Raw genomic sequence first — 15902 nt, 5'->3', positions numbered from 1 at the left:
CGCCGCTCGCTGATCCACTCGCTATCGTGCACCGGGCCGTAAGCGCTGCGCTCAGACCGGCAGGCGCCGGAAGAGCGGCCGCGGCACGTGCCGCAGCGCCGACATCACCACCCGCAGTGCCCCCGGCACCCACACCGTCTCCGAGCGCCGCCGCAGTCCCGTCACGATTGCCTCCGCGACCGCGTCCGGGGTCGTCGCGAGCGGTGCCTCAGGCATCCCCGCCGTCATCTTCGACCGTACGAAGCCGGGGCGTACGACCATCACATGCACCCCCGTGCCGTGCAGTGCGTCCCCCAGCCCCTGGGCGAACGCGTCCAGGCCCGCCTTGCTCGACCCGTAGATGAAGTCGGCGCGCCGGGCGCGCTCACCCGCCACCGAGGACAGGACCACCAGCGATCCATGCCCCTGCGCCTGGAGTGCGCCGGCGCACACCAGTCCGGCGGAGACAGCGCCGGTGTAGTTGGTCTGGGCGACCCGGACCGCGGAGAGCGGTTCCTCCTCGTCGCGTCCCTGGTCCCCGAGGATGCCGAACGCGAGCAGCACCATGTCGATGTCGCCCTCGGTGAAGATCTTGCCGAGAGCGGTCTCGTGGGACTCGGAGTCGAGGGCATCGAAGGCGACGGTGCGGACGTAGGCACCCAGTTCCCGCAGTTCGGCCGCGGCCGATTCCAGGGCGGGGGAGGGGCGTCCGGCCAGCCAAACCGTGCGGGTGCGGCGGGCGATCAGCCGACGCGCGGTGGCGAGCCCGATCGCCGATGTCCCACCGAGGACGAGCAGGGACTGCGGGGCACCGAAGGCGTCCATCACGGAAACACTCCTAGCGGGGGTGGCGGGGAGAGCAAGCAGGCAGAGCGCGGGCTCAGAGGCCGAGGCGGCGGGAGAGGTCCGAACGGAACGCCCCGTCCGGGTCCAGTTCGGCGCGCAGCGCCCGGAACTCGGGCAGCCGCGGATACATCGCGGCCAGCGTCTCGGGGCGCAGCCGGGAATCCTTCGCCAGGCAGACGCGGCCACCGGCCGTCGCGACCTCCTCGTCCAGCTCGTCGAGGAAGCGGGCCAGGTCCGGCAGCGTGGCCGGCAGATCGAGGGCGAGCGTCCAGCCGGGCATCGGGAACGACAGCCAGCCCGGATCGCCGTCCCCGAACCGTTTGAGCACGGCCAGGAACGATGGGCAGCGCCGCCGCGAGATCCGGCGCACGATCCGGCGCAGCGCCTCCTCCTGCCCGTATCCGACGACGAACTGGTACTGGACGAAGCCGCTGCGGCCGTACACCCGGTTCCAGTGCGGCACGCCGTCCAGCGGGTGGAAGAACGTGGACAGCTTCTGGAGTTCGCCGATGCGGTACGTGGGGGCTCTGCGGTACCGGAGCTCGTTGAAGAGGGCGACAGAGGTGCGTCCGAGCAGTCCGTCCGGTACGAACGCGGGCGGGACGGGCAGCTGTCCCGGGCGGAACGCGAGCGGTGCGCGCCGGGCGCGCGCCGGGAGCACATGCAGGGGCGCGTGCTCCCCTCGGGTGAGTACGGAACGCCCGGTCGCCCTGCCTCGGGCGAGGAGGTCGATCCAGGCCGCCGAGTAGCGGTAGCGGTGGTCGGAGGCGGTGAGCCGGGCCATCAAGTCGTCCAGATCGACAGCCCGTTCGGTGGTGACCGACATCAGTGACGTCGCGACGGGCTGGAACCGGAGCGTGGCCGAGAGGATCACCCCGGTCAGCCCCATGCCGCCCGCGGTCGCGTCGAAGAGAGCGGTGCCGGGCCGGACCGTACGGATCCCGCCGTCGGCGGTCAGCAGCTCCATGTCCTGTACGTGGCGGGAGAAGGAGCCGGAGACGTGATGGTTCCTGCCGTGGATGTCGGCGCCGATCGCTCCGCCCACGGTGACGTAACGGGTCCCGGGAGTCACCGGCACGAACCAGCCGAGCGGCAGCAGTACGTCCATCAGCCGGTGCAGGCTCACGCCCGCGTCGCACACCACCAGACCGGTGGCGGCGTCGATGGTGCGGATCCGGTTCAGCGCGGTCATGTCGAGGACGGAGCCGCCCGCGTTCTGTGCCGCGTCGCCGTACGCCCGGCCCAGACCGCGCGCGATGGAACCGCGGGGTCCGCAGCCGCGCACCGCGCCCGCCGCCTCCTCGTACGTACGGGGACGGAACCGCAGGGCGGTCGTCGGGGCGGTACGGCCCCAGCCGGTCAGGGAGACGGTGTCGGCAGACATGATGGTGACCGTATCGCCCAGAGAAACACCTTTGAGGGATTTGTTACAGAACTCGCCGAAATGGGCGATTGAAGGAATTTTGCTGATTAATGACGCGCAACTTCCTTTACTGGTCGGAAGAGTCCGCTTCGGCTTCGTCCGGCAGCAGGGCGCGGCCCTCGCCCCCGTCCGTGGCGCCGGAGAGCGGCGGCCCGGCCGACGGGAGCCTTCCGTCCTGGCGTCCGCCGCCGGTGATCCCGTCCGTCCTGGCGGTGCTGCGGTACGCGGTGTCCGCCGGCCGCTGCATGCCCGGCGCCCCCGGCGACGTGGTGCCGGGAGGCCGGCGCTCGCCGCCGTCGGGCTGGTGTGGATGGCCCCGTGCGGACCGGCGATCGCCGAGCTGTGAGGGTCCCGCCTGCGGGGTTCCGCCTCGGCCGTACCGGGTGTTGGTCGCCGTCGACGCCCGCGGCTCTGTGGTGCAGTTGCCGTCCGGCCATGTCGCCCACGGGGCCGGCCCGACACCACCCCGGCGCCCGCGCCCGGGGCCCGTACACCGGTTTTCCGCGCCCAGGAGGGTACGCGCACGTCATGGACTGGCTGAAGAATCTCCCCGTCATCGGGCCACTCGTCGCCCGGCTGATGATGACGCACGCCTGGCGCTCGTACGAACGGCTTGACCTGGTCCACTGGACCAGGCTCGCCGCCGCAATCACCTTCATCAGCTTCCTGGCGCTCTTCCCGCTGATCGCGGTCGGCGCGGCGATCGGCGCCGCGCTGCTCTCCGACGAGCAGCTGCACAAACTCGAGAAGACGATCGCCGACCAGGTGCCGGGCATCTCCGACCAGCTGGGCATCAGCAATCTGGTGGCCAATGCGGGCACGGTCGGGCTGGTCGCCGCTGCGCTGCTGCTCTTCACCGGCGTCGGCTGGATCGGTGCGATGCGGGACTGCCTGCGGGCGGTCTGGGAGAAGGACGATGTGGATCAGGGCAATCCGATCGTCCGTAAGCTCAAGGACGCCGGACTGCTGATCGGCCTCGGCGGAGCCGTGCTCGTCACCCTTGCCGCCTCCACGGCGGGCTCCACCGCGGTCGGCTGGACCGCCGGTCTGGTGGGCATCCCCAACCGTGGCGCGGGCGGAGTGCTGCTGCAGACCGCGGCCCTGCTCGTGGCGGCCGTGGCCGACTTCCTGCTGTTGCTCTATCTGCTGACACTGCTGCCGGGCGTGAAGCCGCCGCGGCGCAGGCTGCTGACAGCGGGGTTGATCGGTGCGATCGGCTTCGAACTGCTCAAGCTGCTGCTCGGCGGCTATATGAAGAGTGTCGCGTCGAAGAGCGTGTACGGCGCCTTCGGTGTGCCGATCGCCCTCCTGCTGTGGATCAACTTCACGGCGAGGCTGCTGCTGTTCTGCGCCGCTTGGACGGCGACGCGGAGCAGCAAGGACATCAGGGAGGGCGTCGCGGACGTCAGAGGCGAGGACGGCGGCGCACCAGGTCCGGCAGCGGCCAGCGCCGGTTGACCAGGTACACGCCGCCGGCCAGCAGTACCAGCACCCCGCCGACGATCCCCAGTGCGACCCCGGCTCCGCTGGAGGCCTTGGTGGCCGGACCGTGCTTGCCGGCATCGTCGCTTTCCGAGCCAGGGGTGCCCGCGGCGCTGTCGCCGTTGGTCGGTTCCGCGCTCTTCCCGGTGCCCGTCTGCGCGGACTTCGGGGGGACCAGTTCGCCGACCGGGGTCACCTTGCCGGCCGCGTCGAAGCCCCAGTCGAGCAGGCTCGCGGCCTCCTTGTAGACGGCGTGGGGCTCCTTCGACGACGGGTTCATGACGGTGACGAGCAGCACCTTCCCGTTGCGCTCGGCGACGCCTGTGAAGGTGTTGCCCGCATGCGTGGTGTAGCCGTTCTTGACGCCTGCGATGCCCTTGTACGGCTCGACGCCACCGGCGCCGGTGAGCAGCCGGTTGGTGTTCTGGATCTCGAAGGTCCCGCGCTTCTTCCCCTTCTTCTTCTCCCCGGGGAATTCGGCCGTGGCCGTCGAGCAGTACTCGCGGAAGTCCTTCTTCTGCAGCCCGCTGCGGGCGAACAGGGTGAGGTCGTACGCGCTGGAGACCTGTTCGGGTGCGTCGTAACCGTCGGGAGACACGACGTTCGTGTCGAGGGCCTGCAGCTCTTCGGCGTGCGCCTGCATGGCGGCGACGGTCCTGGGCACGCCTCCGTACATCGCGGACAGCACATGTACCGCGTCGTTGCCGGAGCGCAGGAAGACGCCGAGCCACAGGTCGTGGACCGTGTAGGTCAGGTGCTCCTTGACGCCGACCAGACTGCTGCCCTCGCCGACACCGGCGAGGTCCTTGTCCGTCACCTTGTGCTGCAGGGTCTTCGGCTGCAGTTCGGGCGAGCCCATGACCGTGTCGGCGAACAGCATCTTCAGGGTGGACGCGGGGGGCAGCCGCCAGTGCGAGTTGTGCGAGGCGAGCACCTCACCGCTCTCCGCGTCCGCGACGATCCAGGACCGCCCGGTGAGGTCCTTCGGCAGCACCGGGGCGCCGGGACCGAGTTCGACCTGGGTGCCGACCCGGCCGAGCTTCGCGCCACCGACGTTCGACATGGGGGCGGTCGGCTTCGGGTCGTCGGTGGTGTCCTTGTCGACCGCTGACGCGGGACTGATGACAAGAGTGGACAGCAGAGCGGCGGAGATGACCGTCAGCGCGGTCTTTTTCAGAGCGGGCACGGTCGGAAACGTACAGGCTGATGATGTGACGAGTGTTGCGGACCTGCTGACCGGCCGTCCGCGACGCTGGGACAGCCCACCCCGGGCGCTCCGGCCGGAGCGTGGCGGCGATACTGGATCCATGAAGCTCAGCCGCCCCGTTTCCTGGTTCCTGCTCGCTTTCGGGGTGTGGAGCTGGGTCATTTGGGTCACTTTCGCCAAGAATCTATGGAAAGACGGCAGTGGACTTGCCTTCGACGACGCGGGTGACCCGACTGCGTACTTCTGGGTGCATCTGCTGCTCGCCATCACGTCCTTTCTCCTGGGGACGGCGGTCGGTGTGATCGGGTTCCGCGGACTCAGGGCGCTGCGCCGCGAACGTTCATAACCCGCCGGGCGGCGACCGGACATAGGTGTACGAAGCGTCGGCGCACAAGGCGCGGACGTACCGAGAACCGCACCTGGGTGGGGGATATCACGTGGCAGTGGTCTTCGTTGCGGTGGCGCTGGCGGTCCTCGCGCTGCTCGTCGGTGTGCACCGCTACGTGTGGCGCCGCTTCGTCGCCGACACGACGGCCCCGGGCGGCACACCGCGCCGGGTGGGCACGGCGGCGGTCTGGCTGTTGCCGCTGCTGAGCGTCGGCGCCCTGGTCTCCGGGCGGGCGGGCGCCCCGTTCTGGCTGCAGCAGGTGCTGGCCTGGCCGGGCTATCTGTGGCTGGCGGTGCTGCTGTACCTGACCCTGGCTCTGCTGGTGGGCGAGGCGGTACGGCCTGTTCTGCGGCGGGTCCTCGCACGCCGGGCGGGCGGTGGTACGGCTGCCGAGAACGATTCGGCCGAAACCGTTTCATCTCAGGTCGAAGTACCCGCGGCGGAGAGCTCCCCGGCCCGTGCGCCCGTGAGCGGAACCCCTGCCACCCTTGTCGCCGACGCCTCCGTCACGTCCCCCGCCGACCCCTCCCGCCGCCTCTTCGTCGCGCGCGCCGTCGGGGGCGCGGCCGCCGCCGCCGGGTTCGGCACCGTCGGCTACGGCACCTACGGCGTGCTGCGCGGTCCGCGCGTCAAGCAGGTCACCGTCCCGCTCGCCAAACTGCCCCGCGCCGCGCACGGCTTCCGGATCGCTGTCGTCAGCGACATCCACCTCGGCCCGATCCTGGGCCGCGCCCACACCCAGCGGATCGTCGACACGATCAACCGGACCCAGCCCGATCTGGTCGCCGTCGTCGGGGACCTCGTCGACGGCTCCGTCGCCGACCTCGGTCCGGCCGCCGAACCGCTCGCCCGGCTGGAGGCCCGCCATGGCGCGTTCTTCGTCACCGGCAACCATGAGTATTTCTCCGGTGCGGCCCAATGGGTCCATCATGTAAGGGAATTGGGGCTGCACCCGCTGGAGAACGCCCGGGTCGAGATCGACGGTTTCGATCTCGCCGGGGTCAATGACGTCGCCGGTGAGAGCGAGGGGCAGGGCCCCGATTTCGAGCGCGCCCTGGGCGACCGGGACCGGACTCGTGCCTCCGTCCTCCTTGCACATCAGCCCGTCGTCATCGACGACGCGGTTGCGTACGGCGTGGATCTCCAGCTTTCGGGCCACACCCACGGCGGCCAGCTCTGGCCGGGCAACTACGTCGCCGGACTGGCCAACCCCACGGTCGCCGGTCTGGAGCGCTACGGTGACACTCAGTTGTACGTCTCTCGGGGTGCGGGTGCCTGGGGTCCGCCCGTGCGGGTCGGCGCCCCCTCCGACATCACCGTCATCCACCTGGCGTCCCGTCAGGCGTAACGACATAAAAGGGATGACTCAACTGCACGGCGTCTCCACGGCTTTCGGCCGTTGGGCCCAACCGAGGTTTCAACTGTCGAACAAAGGGCTATGAGATACAGATTTCCTCTTCCAGATGTGAAAATCGTGTGATTGGCTGACCGTGAGCACGGTGATGTGCGTTTCTGAGCACATCTGCCCAAGTGGGGCTGTTAAGGGAGAGCACGGCAATGCGGTCGATCCGGCTACGGATTCTCGCGATTCTCGCGGTTTTGGTCATCGCAGGCGTGGTCGCCTGGCAGTTGCTTCCCTCGGGCGAGGTGAAGAGTGACCCGATCATGGTCGGGACGACGGACGAGGTGACGTCCCTCGATCCGGCCGGTGCGTACGACGCCGGTTCCTGGGCGATGTACAGCAACCTCTACCAGTCCCTCCTGACGTTCAAGCCCGGGGCGATCGTCCCGGAACCGGACGCCGCCGAGAGCTGTGGGTTCATCGGCCAGAAGCTCCAGACGTACCAGTGCAAACTGCGCGACGACCTGACCTTCGCCAGCGGCCGGAAGATGACCGCTGCCGATGTCGAGTACTCCATCGAGCGCATGATCAAGATCAAGACGGACGTCGGTCCGTCGGTCCTGTTCCCCAGCCTCAAGAACGTGGTGTCCGAGGGCCGCACGATCACCTTCAACCTCTCCTCGCGTGACGCGACCTTCCCGCAGAAGCTCGCCACCGGAGCCGGTTCGATCGTCGACCGCGAGGAGTACCCGGCGGACAAGCTCCGCACCGGAATCAGGGTCGACGGCTCGGGGCCGTACGTCCTGAAGTCGTACAAACCCGGCGTCCTGGCGGAGTTGGCCCCGAACACCCGGTACAAGGGCGCGCTGAAGAATACCGGCGTCCCCGTCACCGTCCGCTACTACAAGCAGTCGGACGAGCTCCTGGCTGCCTGGAATTCCGGACAGGTCCAGGTGACGCACCGGCAGCTGCCGCCGTCCACGCTCGCCGAGCTGAACCCCGGCGACCCCGACGTGCGCATCACCGAGGCGGAGAGCGCCGAGATCCGCAACCTGGTCTTCAACGTGCGCGCCGGGTCCCCGCTCGCCGACAAGAGGGTCCGGCAGGCCATCGCGTCCATCATCAACCGCGGGCCGCTGGTGGCAGATGTCTACAAGAGCACCGTCGAACCGCTCTACTCGCTGATCCCGCAGGGCTCCATCGGGCACAGCACGCCGTTCTTCGACGCCTACCCGGCGCCCGACCCGGCGCGCGCCAAGCGGCTGATGCAGGAGGCGGGCGTGCAGACCCCGCTGCACATCACCTTCGCCTACCGCGCCGACGACGCGTACACGAAGGAGACCGCCGAGCTCCGCCGCCAGCTGGAAGCGGACGGGCTGTTCAAGGTCTCGGTCAAAGCCGTGGACTGGCAGGACTTCCAGAAGCGTTACGCGGCCGGCAAGTACGACGCGTACACCGTCGGATGGCTGCCCGACTACCCGGACCCCGACACCTTCAGCCAGCCGCTCGTCGGCAGCGACAACAGCCTTCACAACGGCTACACCAGCAAGAAGATGGACGACCTGATTTCGGCCACGCGGCAGTACAGCGACCGGAGCCGTACCGCGGCGGACTTCAAGGAGCTCCAGGCGCTGGTCGGCGAGGATGTGCCGCTCGTGCCGCTGTGGCAGAAGAAGGACTACGTCCTCAGCAAGACCGATGTCTCCGGCTCGCAGTACCTGGCGGACGGCACGGGCATCTGGCGGCTGTGGGAACTCAACTGGATCTAGGGCGCGTTTGCGTAAAGGGCCGGGGACGGCCGGAGGCTGCCGCACAGCGTGTGCGAGGTCTTCGGCCGGCCCCGGCCCTTACGGCCTGGTGCGCGATAGCGAGCGGGCTCTCTATCGCGCACCCGGCCGTTACGCCTTTTGCCGGCCCGGCCGCTCGGGGGCCGGCTGCTGTTTCACCGACCCGGGCAGGAAGTCCGCCAGTACGCCGTGGATCTGCCGTACGAGCGGTCGCAGCACCCGGAACCGGGAGAGCGTGATCGCCCGGGCAGCGATCGGTGCGGTGCGCTCGACGAGGCGGCGGCTGCGCTCGGCGCCCTCCGTCCGGTCGTACACCCAGAAGAGCACCAGACCCATCTGTATCAGCCACATCAACTGCGGCAGTACGTCGGTCATTTCGGGGTCGGTCTTGGTGCTGGAGCCGCGCAGGCACCGTTCATGAATGGAGATCGCCGCCTCCCGGGCCGCGACCGACTCCTCGGAGAACGGGGAGAGCGGGCTTTCCGGATCGGCGGCGTTCTTGAAGAACTGGGCGGCGAAGCGGTGGTACGGCCCGGCCACGTCGAGCCAGCTGAGCAGTACCCCGCGGATCCGCACGGCCAGGTCCTTGTCGCCTTCCAGGACCGGCTTCACCGCCGCCTCGTGCTCTGCGGCGAGCCGGTCGTAGAAGCTCTGGACGAGAGCGTCTTTCCCCGTGAAGTAGTAGTAGGCGTTGCCGACGGAGACCCCGGCCTCCTGCGCGATGGCCCGCATCGTCGTCTTGTCGTAGCCGCGTTCCTCGAAGAGCCGGAGCGCCGTTTCGAGAATGAGTGTCCGGGTCTGCTCGCTCTTGGGAGCCTTGGCTTCCTTCGCGTCCTTCGCTTCCTTCACCACAGCCCCGAGCGTAGCTGTCGGCCCTGGTCCTCCGTGCCGGGGATCCGGCATGCTCCGTCCCCGGGACCGCGGGCGCCGCCGTCACGTACGCCACGACTGGACCTCTATGTGAACATGTTCAAGCGGGTACTCCGGGGCGCTTGTCACTGGCCGCCCCGGCCGCGGCCGCAGGGCCTCTGAAGCGTCGTACGCCCGGTACCGCCGCCGTCGCCAGACAGGCCGCACCGACCGCCACGGCGGCGACGGCGAGCGGGACTTCGGGACCCCAGGCCGTAGCGGCGACCGGGGCCAGGGCGTAGCCGAGTGGCATCGCGCCGAGGGAGAGCAGCCAGTCGTACGAGGTCACGCGGGCCAGCGCGTGGGCAGGTACCGCGGACTGGACCGAGGTCTCCCAGACCGGGCCGAGGAAGCCGAGTCCCGCCAGCGCGATGCCGTACCCGGCGATGGTCAGCGGGGCGGGGGCGCCGGCCGCGAGGAGGCCGAGGGGGAGTGCGTACGTGGCGAGGCCCAGGTTGGCGGCCAGAACCGGGCGGCGCGGGCGGGCGTGCCCGGCCAGCAGCGAGCCGAGGAGGAGGCCGACCGCGCCGGTCTGGAGCAGGGCGATCCAGGTGCTCTTGCCGCCCATGTCCTCGATGGCGAGTGCCGGCCCCAGGGTCATCAGGACAGCCGCCGCACCGTTCCACACGGAGTGGGCGATCAGGCTCGTCCAGTACCAGTCGCGGCCGCGGACCTCGCCCCAGCCCTCCTTGAGGTCGGCGAGCATCGAGCGGCGCGGTATCGGCACTTGCCGGATCTTGATGGCGGACAGGAGTGCGGCGCTCACCGCGAAGCTCGCACTGTCCAGCACGAACGCCCAGCCGGGGCCCGCGGTGAGGATCAGCGTTCCGGCGACGGCCGGGCCGCCGAGCCGGGTCGCGCTGGTGGCGACCGCCATCAGGGAGTTGGCGCGCAGCAGACCCGAGGCTTCCACCGTGCCGCAGATCAGCGGTGACACGGTCGGCATCGCGAAGGCGCCGGCCGCGCCCCCGATCGCCTCGGCGACCGCGATCTGCCAGAGCCGCGGTTCACCGCCGAGCAACTCCACGCCGACGAAGAGCTGGGCGGCGCACCGTACGAGATCGGTGGTGAGGGCCACCGTGCGGGCGTTGAAGCGGTCGCCCATGACGCCGCCGAGCGGCAGCAGGAGCAGCTTGGGCACCATCGCACACGCCAGCACCAGGGCGAGGGCGGCGGTCGAGCCGGTGGCCAGGTAGACGGCGAGGGAGAGGGCGGCGGGGATGGCGGCGTCGCCGAGGAGGGAGAGGGTGCGCCCGATGAAGAGCAGGCGGAAGGCACGCGTGCGCAAGGGGTGCGGCATGCGAGGAAATCTATTTCGGTAACGAAGTATTCGTCAACGAAATATCTGGCGCCGAAGCGCATGCGTACGCCGGGCGTACCCTTTCCTCATGGAGCCACGCGACTGGACCGACGGACATGTCGAGCGGTGGAAGCCCGTGCTTCCCGACCTCGATCCCGATGTCGAGGGTGCGGTGACGCGCATGAAGAGGCTCTCGGTCCACCTGCGACGGGTGCGTGAACAGTCCCTGGTCGACTTCGACCTGGACCGCCAGGAGTTCGAGACGCTCCACAAGCTCGCCGGACGCGGCGGGAAGGCGGCCCCCTCCGAACTCGCCGCCGACCTCGACCTTGCCCCCGCCTCCGTCACCGGCAGGCTGGACGCGCTCGAACGGCGCGGATTCATTCGCCGTACGCCCTCCAGCACGGACCGGCGACGGGTCGACGTGGAACTCGCCGAGGAGGGCCGCTCGACCTGGCTCGGCGCGATGGACTTCCTCGGCCACGAGGAGTACCGGCTCCTCGGCGTACTCGACAAGGACGAACGCATCCTGCTCAACGACATGCTGCGCCGCATCATGGTTGTCGCGGAGGACCGCGACGGAGCCGGCTAGGACGTCTTTCGAAAGTGGCGTCGTCCGCCCGTAGGGCGGGCCTTGCGGCGTCTGGTGCGTGCGATCGCAAGGCGGCCGGAAGCCTTGTAGAGCCACCAGGGCTTTGGGTCAACGCGGCGAGCGGGCGTGCCGGACGGCGCGACGGGGCAGAGCCTGCCCCGCCCCGTCCGCTCGTTCGTCTGCGATGCGTCAGATGCTCATCGAGCGCGCGGTGTTGACCTGGGCCATCACCATCTGGAACGTCTCCGGGCCGGTCGCCTGGATCATCGTCGAGTGGTGCCGGCCGCCGCTGGTCACCGAGACCTGGATGAACCCGGTCGTCTTCTTCTCCTTCATCAGGAGGAAGAGCAGCCCGACCAGGCAGAGCAGCGCGAAGATGATCGCCAGCACGATCGCGACCGTCGGGATCTTCTCCTCGGTGCGCGACATGTCGGTGGCCGTCCACACCGCGCCCTTGAGCGGCAGCGTGCCGGATGGCGTCACGATCGAGTCGTTCATGACGGTGATGTCCCCGAGCGACAGCATCGGCGCCCCGCCGCCGGCCCCCGGGCCCTGCTGCGGCGGGAACCCGTAACCGGGCAGGGGCGGCTGGGCCGGCGGATTCACGGCCGGATAGCCGTAGGCCGGGCCCTGCTGGGCCGCGGCGTCGGGCAGGTGCTGCGGGTAGCCGTATCCCTGACCATCCGCGACGGTGGGCGGATTGCCCGGCTGCTGGGGCGGTCCCCACTTGTATGAGTCGTCCGCGTACGGATTCGGATCGCTCAACGTTCCCCGCTCTCGATCAAACCTGTGCGCCCCGCGCGTTGCTGCCCCGGGCGGTGAACCGGTCTCCGGCTCCGCACGACCGTACCGAACGGATCCGCGCAGCGCAGCAGAAGGCCCCGCCTCCCGCAGCGTTCCTGCGGAAAACGGGGCCTTCTGTGCAACTGGCTTACCCGAAGGGTCAGAAGCGACGCGTGATCAGCGCGCGCTTCACTTCCTGGATCGCCTTGGTGACCTCGATGCCACGCGGGCACGCGTCCGTGCAGTTGAAGGTGGTGCGGCAACGCCACACACCGTCACGGTCGTTGAGGATCTCCAGGCGCTGCTCGCCGCCCTCGTCACGCGAGTCGAAGATGAAGCGGTGCGCGTTGACGATCGCCGCCGGGCCGAAGTACTGGCCGTCGTTCCAGAACACCGGGCACGACGAGGTGCACGCGGCGCACAGGATGCACTTGGTGGTGTCGTCGAACCGCTCGCGGTCCTCGGCGGACTGCAGACGCTCACGCGTCGGCTCGTTCCCCTTGGTGATGAGGAACGGCATGACGTCGCGGTACGCCTGGAAGAACGGGTCCATGTCGACCACGAGGTCCTTGAGGACCGTGAGGCCCTTTATGGCCTCGATCAGGATCGGCTTCTCCGGGTTGATGTCCTTGATCAGCGTCTTGCAGGCGAGCCTGTTCTTGCCGTTGATCCGCATCGCGTCGGAGCCGCAGATGCCGTGGGCGCAGGAACGGCGGAACGTCAGCGTGCCGTCGGTGTCCCACTTGATCTTGTGAAGGGCGTCGAGAACGCGCTCCTTCGGGTCGATCTCGATCTGGAAGTCCTGCCACGTGGCCTCGTCGGAGACCTCGGGGTTGAAGCGGCGGATCCGGAAAGTGGCCGTGATGTACGGGGAGACGGTGGACTCCGCCTCCACCTTGTCCAGAGTCGGGGTAGCCATCAGTACTTACGCTCCATCGGCTGGTAGCGGGTCTGGACGACCGGCTTGTAGTCGAGTCGGATCGACTCGGTGCCGTCGTCGGCGACCTCGCGGTACGCCATGGTGTGGCGCATGAAGTTGACGTCGTCGCGGTTCGGGTAGTCCTCGCGGTAGTGACCGCCGCGGGACTCCTTGCGGGCCAGCGCGGAGGTCGCCATGACCTCGGCCAGGTCGAGCAGGTTGCCCAGCTCGATGGCCTCCAGGAGGTCCGTGTTGAACCGCTTGCCCTTGTCCTGGATGGACACGTTCAGGTAGCGCTTGCGCAGCTCGGCGATCTTGTCGACGGCCGTCTTGATGGTCTGCTCGGTACGGAACACCATCACATTGGCGTCCATGCACTCCTGCAGCTCCAGACGGAGCGTCGCGACCCGCTCGGTGCCCGTCGAGTTGCGCAGCCGCTCGACCTGGTCGATGACCAGCTGTGCCGGGTTCTCGGGAAGCTCGACGTAGTCGTTCTTCGCCGCGTACTCGGCGGCGGCGATGCCCGACCGGCGTCCGAAGACGTTGATGTCGAGCAGCGAGTTGGTCCCCAGGCGGTTGGCGCCGTGCACGGAGACACACGCGACCTCGCCGGCGGCGTACAGGCCCGGGACGACGGTGGTGTTGTCGGCCAGCACCTCGCCCTCGACGTTGGTCGGGATGCCGCCCATGGCGTAGTGCGCGGTCGGCTGGATCGGGATCGGGTCCGTGTAGGGCTCGATGCCGAGGTACGTACGCGCGAACTCGGTGATGTCCGGGAGCTTCGCGTCCAGCTGCTCCGGCGGCAGGTGCGTGAGGTCGAGGTAGACGTGGTCGCCCTCGGGACCGCAGCCGCGGCCCTCACGGATCTCCGTGTAGATGGAGCGGGACACGACGTCACGGGACGCGAGGTCCTTCATGACGGGCGCGTACTTCTCCATGAAGCGCTCGCCGTCCTTGTTGCGGAGGATGCCGCCCTCACCACGGGCGCCCTCCGTCAGCAGGATGCCCATGCGCCAGATGCCCGTCGGGTGGAACTGGAAGAACTCCATGTCCTCCAGCGGCAGACCGCGGCGGTACGCGGCGGCCTGGCCGTCACCGGTCAGGGTGTGGGCGTTCGACGTCACCTTGAAGAACTTGCCGGTGCCGCCGGAGGCGAAGATGATCGCCTTCGCCTGGAAGACGTGGATCTCGCCGGTCGCCAGCTCGTACGCGACGACGCCCGCGGACTTCTTGACGCCGTCGACCTCCTGCAGCAGCAGGTCCAGGACGTAGAACTCGTTGAAGAACTCCACACCCTCCTTGACGCAGTTCTGGTACAGCGTCTGGAGGATCATGTGGCCGGTGCGGTCCGAGGCGTAGCAGGACCGGCGGACCGGGGCCTCGCCGTGGTTACGGCTGTGGCCGCCGAAGCGACGCTGGTCGATCTTGCCCTCGGGCGTGCGGTTGAAGGGCAGGCCCATCTTCTCCAGGTCGAGAACGGAGTCGATGGCCTCCTTCGCCAGGATCTCGGCGGCGTCCTGGTCGACCAGGTAGTCGCCGCCCTTGATCGTGTCGAAGGTGTGCCACTCCCAGTTGTCCTCTTCCACGTTGGCGAGCGCGGCGGCCATGCCGCCCTGCGCGGCGCCCGTGTGGGAGCGGGTCGGGTACAGCTTCGTGAGCACGGCGGTACGGCTGCGCTTCGTCGACTCGATGGCCGCGCGCATGCCGGCGCCGCCTGCGCCGACGATGACGGTGTCGTACTTGTGGATCTGCATGATTTCCTCTGGTCCCTCTGGCCCGGCGCCTAGCGGATGTTCGGGTCGAAGGTGAAGATCACCAGCGTGCCCAGCAGGACGGTGAACACCGTGGCGGTGTACAGGAGCATCTTCAGCCAGAAGCGGGTGTTGTCCCGTTCGGCGTAGTCGTTGATGACCGTACGGAGGCCGTTGGCGCCGTGCAGCATGGCCAGCCACAGCATCGCCAGGTCCCAGACCTGCCAGAACGGCGAGGCCCAGCGGCCCGCCACGAAGGCGAAGCCGATCTTGGAGACACCGCCGTCCAGCACGAGCTGGATCAGCAGGTGGCCGATGACCAGGACGACGAGCACGATGCCCGACAGGCGCATGAAGAGCCAGGCGTACATCTCGAAGTTGGTGCGCGAACCCTTGGGGGTCTTGCCCGTCCGCTTGCGCGGGGGCTCGATGACCGGGGCCGGGTGGTCGACGTCGTAGAGGCTGACGCCTTCGACGGCGCCGATTGCGGAGGACTCGGTGGACATTGGCCTCAGCTCCCGAAGACTGCGCGTACGGCGTGGCCGAGGACGGGGTACAGGGCCCCGACCATCAGCACGATCCAGATGCCCATGGCGGACCAGAGCATCTGCTTCTGGTAGCGCGGGCCCTTGGCCCAGAAGTCCACGGCGACGATACGGAGACCGTTCAGCGCGTGGAAGAGAATCGCGGCCACCAGGCCGTATTCGAGGAGCGCGACAGGCCAGGTCTTGTACGTGGCCACGACGTTGTCGTAGGCCTCGGGGGAGACGCGGACGAGAGCGGTGTCCAGGACGTGTACGAACAGGAAGAAGAAAATGAGGACACCGGTGACTCGATGAGCCACCCAGGACCACATGCCTTCCCGGCCGCGGTACAGCGTTCCAGCCGGCACGGAAGAACCCTCCGGGAGCGGGGATTGGGGTCGGCCGGCTTGACTGTCGGTCTGACCCGGCCGGGTACGGTCCACCGGCCCCGGCCATCGTAGCGACGGTTTGTCGGTTCGCTCGCGCCGGGGCCTCTGGTGTGATCAAAGTGGCAATGAAACAGGCTCGGACGGGCTAGGGCGTGTTTCGAAAGTCCCGCCTGCCGGGCGGCGTCTGGCACGCACGCTCGCTGCGTTGTCGGGCTCGCCCCGATACGACCTGTATCGGGGCGACCCTCCGCCTTGCGATCGCACGCACCAGACGCCGCCCG

General features: G+C 68.9%; 16 protein-coding genes. 5 read left to right on the top strand and 11 right to left on the bottom strand.

The features are described from left to right. Positions 1-51: 51 nt before the first annotated feature. From ACIBB8_RS11595 to ACIBB8_RS11585, 3 genes are all read right to left on the bottom strand, one after another. Positions 52-807 (bottom strand): decaprenylphospho-beta-D-erythro-pentofuranosid-2-ulose 2-reductase, encoded by a 756-nt coding sequence (locus ACIBB8_RS11595; RefSeq protein WP_398950925.1) that lies wholly within the window; start codon positions 805-807, stop codon positions 52-54. A 52-nt stretch (positions 808-859) separates the two neighbouring features. Next, on the bottom strand, positions 860-2209 hold the full coding sequence (locus ACIBB8_RS11590; RefSeq protein ID WP_398950923.1) for an FAD-binding protein: 1350 nt from the start codon (positions 2207-2209) through the stop codon (positions 860-862). 106 nt (positions 2210-2315) lie between these two features. Beyond that, a complete protein-coding gene (locus ACIBB8_RS11585) occupies positions 2316-2495 on the bottom strand; it encodes a hypothetical protein (protein WP_398950921.1) in 180 nt (59 codons plus the stop codon). Positions 2496-2776: 281 nt separating this feature from the next. On the opposite strand from ACIBB8_RS11585, the gene ACIBB8_RS11580 reads away from it, so the two are divergent. Next, on the top strand, positions 2777-3706 hold the full coding sequence (locus ACIBB8_RS11580; RefSeq protein ID WP_398950919.1) for a YihY/virulence factor BrkB family protein: 930 nt from the start codon (positions 2777-2779) through the stop codon (positions 3704-3706). Here the strand turns inward: ACIBB8_RS11580 and ACIBB8_RS11575 are convergent. After that, a complete protein-coding gene (locus tag ACIBB8_RS11575; RefSeq protein ID WP_398950917.1) occupies positions 3654-5099 on the bottom strand; it encodes a D-alanyl-D-alanine carboxypeptidase in 1446 nt (481 codons plus the stop codon). The genes ACIBB8_RS11580 and ACIBB8_RS11575 overlap by 53 nt on opposite strands. Between ACIBB8_RS11575 and ACIBB8_RS11570 the strand changes: the two genes are divergently transcribed. From ACIBB8_RS11570 to ACIBB8_RS11560, 3 genes are all read left to right on the top strand, one after another. Continuing rightward, positions 5038-5283: an SCO4848 family membrane protein gene (locus tag ACIBB8_RS11570; protein WP_037688258.1), complete on the top strand. Its 246-nt coding sequence runs from the start codon at positions 5038-5040 to the stop codon at positions 5281-5283. The two genes, ACIBB8_RS11575 and ACIBB8_RS11570, sit on opposite strands and share 62 nt — an antisense overlap. A gap of 97 nt (positions 5284-5380) precedes the next feature. Beyond that, entirely contained in the window at positions 5381-6673 is a 1293-nt protein-coding gene (locus tag ACIBB8_RS11565; protein ID WP_398951200.1) for a metallophosphoesterase, read from the top strand. A 209-nt stretch (positions 6674-6882) separates the two neighbouring features. After that, entirely contained in the window at positions 6883-8436 is a 1554-nt protein-coding gene (locus tag ACIBB8_RS11560; RefSeq protein ID WP_398950915.1) for an ABC transporter substrate-binding protein, read from the top strand. Positions 8437-8565: 129 nt separating this feature from the next. On the opposite strand, the gene ACIBB8_RS11555 is transcribed toward ACIBB8_RS11560, so the two are convergent. Together ACIBB8_RS11555 and ACIBB8_RS11550 are read right to left on the bottom strand one after the other, a co-directional pair. Continuing rightward, positions 8566-9306: a TetR family transcriptional regulator gene (locus ACIBB8_RS11555; protein WP_398950913.1), complete on the bottom strand. Its 741-nt coding sequence runs from the start codon at positions 9304-9306 to the stop codon at positions 8566-8568. Positions 9307-9424: 118 nt separating this feature from the next. Further along, positions 9425-10663, bottom strand: coding sequence for an MFS transporter (locus tag ACIBB8_RS11550; RefSeq protein ID WP_398950911.1), 1239 nt, complete (start codon positions 10661-10663; stop codon positions 9425-9427). 88 nt (positions 10664-10751) lie between these two features. On the opposite strand from ACIBB8_RS11550, the gene ACIBB8_RS11545 reads away from it, so the two are divergent. Beyond that, positions 10752-11255: a MarR family winged helix-turn-helix transcriptional regulator gene (locus ACIBB8_RS11545; RefSeq protein ID WP_398950909.1), complete on the top strand. Its 504-nt coding sequence runs from the start codon at positions 10752-10754 to the stop codon at positions 11253-11255. A gap of 189 nt (positions 11256-11444) precedes the next feature. Here the strand turns inward: ACIBB8_RS11545 and ACIBB8_RS11540 are convergent, their stop codons facing one another. The 5 genes from ACIBB8_RS11540 to sdhC all read right to left on the bottom strand — a co-directional run bounded on the left by ACIBB8_RS11540 (position 11445) and on the right by sdhC (position 15600). Beyond that, a complete protein-coding gene (locus tag ACIBB8_RS11540; protein ID WP_398950907.1) occupies positions 11445-12020 on the bottom strand; it encodes a hypothetical protein in 576 nt (191 codons plus the stop codon). Positions 12021-12198: 178 nt separating this feature from the next. After that, on the bottom strand, positions 12199-12957 hold the full coding sequence (locus tag ACIBB8_RS11535) for a succinate dehydrogenase iron-sulfur subunit (RefSeq protein ID WP_398950905.1): 759 nt from the start codon (positions 12955-12957) through the stop codon (positions 12199-12201). Beyond that, positions 12957-14711 carry a succinate dehydrogenase flavoprotein subunit gene (gene sdhA / locus ACIBB8_RS11530; protein WP_398950903.1) on the bottom strand — a complete coding sequence of 585 codons (1755 nt, stop codon included), beginning with the start codon at positions 14709-14711 and terminating at the stop codon, positions 12957-12959. The genes ACIBB8_RS11535 and sdhA overlap by 1 nt, the downstream gene beginning before the upstream one ends. Positions 14712-14740: 29 nt before the next feature. Continuing rightward, positions 14741-15214, bottom strand: coding sequence for a succinate dehydrogenase hydrophobic membrane anchor subunit (locus ACIBB8_RS11525; RefSeq protein WP_327244726.1), 474 nt, complete (start codon positions 15212-15214; stop codon positions 14741-14743). Positions 15215-15219: 5 nt separating this feature from the next. Then, a complete protein-coding gene (sdhC, locus tag ACIBB8_RS11520) occupies positions 15220-15600 on the bottom strand; it encodes a succinate dehydrogenase, cytochrome b556 subunit (protein ID WP_345515112.1) in 381 nt (126 codons plus the stop codon). Positions 15601-15902 lie beyond the last annotated feature (302 nt).

The organism is Streptomyces sp. NPDC051286, assembly GCF_044455345.1.
GTDB lineage: Bacteria > Actinomycetota > Actinomycetes > Streptomycetales > Streptomycetaceae > Streptomyces.
Note: the sequence above shows the minus strand (reverse complement) of the source record. Positions and strands in the feature narration are given on the sequence as shown.